The following is a 4,020-nucleotide window of genomic DNA, read 5'->3' on the forward strand; positions in this document are numbered from 1 at the left end:
TCATGCGACCCGATTTAACCAGCGCGACACAACCCGAACAGTAGTTGTTGATTGCGGCCAAAGGCTGGTTCAGCTCGTGCGCCAGCGATGACGCCATTTCGCCCATCGTCATCAAACGGCTGGTGAACTGCAGCTTTTCTTCCTGCTGATCGGCCAGTTCCTGCGCCTGCTTGCGCGTGGTGATGTCGGTCGCAATCTGCATCTGCGCGAGATGGCCGTCCACCCACTGGATGTACTGGCGGCGCACTTCGAACCACTTCTGGATGCTCTCCACATACACTTCCTGCGCGTCCGAGGTGCTTTCGGTCAGCGCGGTGGCGGGCAGGCCTGCGTACGTATCGACCATGTCGATGGAGTCCGACGACGTTTGCGCCGTATCGAATCCCGCACCAGCAAGTTCGAGATGGCCGTCCGGACGAATGCCGAACAAGTGCCGGTAGTAGCGGTTTGCAAACAGCAGTTCTGCTTCGTCGGCAGCGAGCACGGACACGGCCGCGTCGAGGCTTTCCAGGACGGTGGTGAAACGTTCATGCGCGGCGGCGAGATCTTCGCGGGCGCGGCGTGGCTCGGTGATGTCGGTCATGGACGACATCCAGCCGGTCTGCCGACCCGAACTATCGATTAGCGGCGACACATAAAGCCGCGCGTGGAAGAACGAACCGTCCTTGCGGCGCACACGCAATTCGAAGCCGGACGAGGGCGCCTTGCCACGCAAGGTCATGTCCAGCTGCCGCTGCATTTCCGGATACGCGTCTTTCGGCCAGTACGGAAAGGGCGCCACCTTGGACACGAGATCGCTTTCGTCCCAGCCGGTCATCCGGCAAAACGCGGGATTCACGTGTGTGATCCGGCCGTGCATGTCGAGCACGCGCATACCGATCAGCACTGAGTTTTCCATCGCGCGGCGGAAGAATGCCTCCGCGTAGAGCGCTTGTTGCGCCTCAAAGCGTTGCCGCGTGTGTTTCCACAGGCTCCACAAACTCCACAACACAAAACATGACAGACCGGCGACGAGCCAGACGAGCGTGTTGTTGGTGAAATTCGTGAGTTGCGGATACGAATACACGCGTACCGACACCCCCTGGCCCGGCGGATCGAGCGGCAGGTCGTAGAACATGTCGCGCGGCAGGCGCGGCCGGCTGGAGGTGGTCGCGAGCTCGCGATTGTTCAGGTCGGTGATCGAGATCTTGTACTTCGCGGAGAGTTCGCTGGGGATGTCGTGCTTGAGAATCCCTTCGATGGAAAACACCGCCGCAATGGACCCGAGAAAATCGCGGTCGCGATAAACCGGCGTCTGCAACGTAATGTAGCCGTTGCCTAAATCGTCGTATAGAAGAGGGGAGTAAACCTGGCGGCGGCTGGTGCGGGCTTCGTCGAACGCGGACTGGACGGCGTCGTCCATCTGCGCGTCGGTGGGCTTGGCAAGCCGTGAACCGAGAATAGGCAACGGTGTATTCGGCCAGCGCGGCTTATGTTGCGCTGTGTACCAGTTCATGTAGAGGATCTCGGGATGCCCCTGCATGATGTCGCCCGTGGAACTCTGGAACGACGCCGGGTCGCCGTGGCCACTCGCGATGTCGCGAGCCAGTGCCTGGATCTGCTCCTGCGCGCCAGTCATGGAAAGCCTGATTTGCTGCTGCGCCCAAGCCACGTTACGGTAGAGCGTGTCTTCCTGTTGTTGCTGTTCGCGCCGGTTGAGACTCCACAAAATCAAGCTCATCACGACGAGGAACACCAGGATCGAGATCAGTGGGGTCAGCAAGTACGAGTTGGACCACCACGGTCCGTGGTGCCAGCGGGTCGGCGCCGAGTCGTTGGGTTTGCCCGACGAACGCGCCGAGCGTGCGAAAAGCCGTTCGGTCAACATGCGCGCAATTGTAACGCAGCGCCACACTGTTAAATGGCGTAAAAAGTCTTGAAAAGGCCCGCAATTGATCGCAAGGACACCAACGCGACTATCAAAAAGTCCTTGTCCCACGGTGCATTGCAGCATTTTTCCGCATTATGAGATTGAGTCTCATGATTCGAAATATTGCTTGCACTACTGTTCGGAGGCTCTTTAGAATTGCCGCACGCGCGCTTGTCCCTCATTGTTTTCCGCAACTGTGTCCTGCGGATGGCTTAAAGGCTCGCGTCGTCTGTTCACAGAGCGTTCCTCAAATCAGGAGACGAGCATGTCCGCTGTACCCGACGAAGTGATGAAATATGTCGCCAACGCCAAGGACGACGAAGATCCCCAGGAAACCGCAGAGTGGCTAGAAGCCCTCGACGGCGTGATTTCGGCAGTAGGCCCGGATCGCGCCCATTACCTGATCGAAAAGCAAATCGAATTCGCGCGCGTTCACGGCGAACATCTGCCGTTTTCAGCCAACACCCCGTACATCAATACCATTCCGGTCGCCGCCCAGTCGAAGATTCCCGGTGACCAGGACATCGAACATAAGATCCGTTCGTACACGCGCTGGAACGCCATTGCGATGGTGCTGCGCGCCGGCAAGGACACGAACGTGGGCGGGCACATTGCTTCGTTTGCGTCGGCGGCCACGCTGTATGACGTTGGTTTCAACCATTTCTGGCACGCACCGTCGCCCGAGCATGGCGGCGATCTCGTGTTCGTGCAGGGCCATTCGTCGCCGGGTGTGTACTCGCGCGCGTTTTTGCTCGGCCGGCTGAAAGCGAGCCAGCTCGATAATTTCCGCCAGGAAGTGGGCGGCGAAGGCATTTCGTCATATCCGCATCCGTGGCTGATGCCGGATTTCTGGCAGTTCCCGACCGTGTCCATGGGCCTCGGCCCGATCATGGCGATCTATCAGGCGCGTTTCATGAAGTACATGGACGCGCGCGGCATCATCAAGGCAGGCAGCCGCAAGGTCTGGGCATTCCTGGGCGACGGCGAAACGGACGAGCCGGAATCGCTCGGCGCGATCGGCATGGCCGGCCGTGAACGGCTCGACAACCTCGTCTTCGTGATCAACTGCAACCTGCAGCGTCTCGACGGCCCGGTGCGTGGCAACGGCAAGATCATCCAGGAGCTGGAAAGCGAATTCCGCGGCGCCGGCTGGAACGTGATCAAGGTGGTGTGGGGCAGCCGCTGGGACTCGCTCTTCGCCCGCGATAAAACCGGTGCATTGATGCGCCGGATGATGGAAGTCGTCGACGGCGAGTATCAGACCTACAAGTCAGAGTCGGGCGCCTACGTGCGCGAGCATTTCTTCAACACGCCGGAACTCAAGGCGATGGTGGCGGAATGGTCCGACGAAGACATCTGGAACCTGAATCGCGGCGGCCATGATCCGCACAAGATCTACGCGGCGTACACGGAAGCATCGAAGACGAAGGGCCAGCCGACCGTCATCCTCGCCAAGACCATCAAGGGTTATGGCATGGGCGAAGCCGGTCAGGCAATGAACATCACCCACCAGCAGAAGAAGCTGCACACCGATCAGCTGAAGAAATTCCGCGATCAGTTCAAGCTGCCGATCCCCGACGACCAGATCGCCGACGTGCCTTACCTGACGTTCGACGAAGGCTCGAAGGAACTCGAGTACATGCGTGCTCGCCGCCAGGAACTCGGTGGTTATCTGCCGGCGCGCCGTCAGAAGGCCGAGTCGCTGCCGGTGCCGGATCTGTCGGCGTTCGAGCCGGTGCTGAAGGGCACGGGTCCGGGCCGCGAGATTTCCACGACCATGGCGTTCGTGCGGATCCTCAACATCCTGCTGAAGGACAAGGCGCTCGGCAAACGCATCGTGCCGATCGTCCCGGATGAATCGCGTACGTTCGGTATGGAAGGCTTGTTCCGCCAGATTGGTATCTGGAATCAGGACGGCCAGAAGTACGTGCCGGAAGATTCCGACCAGCTGATGTTCTATCGTGAATCGGAAACCGGCCAGATTCTGCAGGAAGGGATCAACGAAGCCGGCGGGATGTGTGACTGGATTGCGGCGGCGACGTCGTATTCCACGCACAACGAGATCATGATCCCGTTCTACATCTTCTATTCCATGTTCGGCTTCCAGCGTA

General features: G+C 59.6%; 2 protein-coding genes. One reads left to right on the forward strand and one right to left on the reverse strand.

All coding sequences use genetic code 11. The annotated features are described in order from the left end of the window. Positions 1-1,867, reverse strand: a 1,867-nt coding sequence (gene fixL / locus JWR14_RS31640; protein WP_299717275.1) for an oxygen sensor histidine kinase FixL, incomplete at its 3' end; no start/stop codon positions are given. A gap of 307 nt (positions 1,868-2,174) precedes the next feature. Between fixL and aceE the strand changes: the two genes are divergently transcribed. Continuing rightward, the coding region (gene aceE, locus JWR14_RS31645) for a pyruvate dehydrogenase (acetyl-transferring), homodimeric type (RefSeq protein ID WP_299717277.1) at positions 2,175-4,020 on the forward strand (1,846 nt) is incomplete at its 3' end.

This window comes from Caballeronia sp. (assembly GCF_028292365.1).
Taxonomy (GTDB): Bacteria; Pseudomonadota; Gammaproteobacteria; order Burkholderiales; family Burkholderiaceae; genus Caballeronia.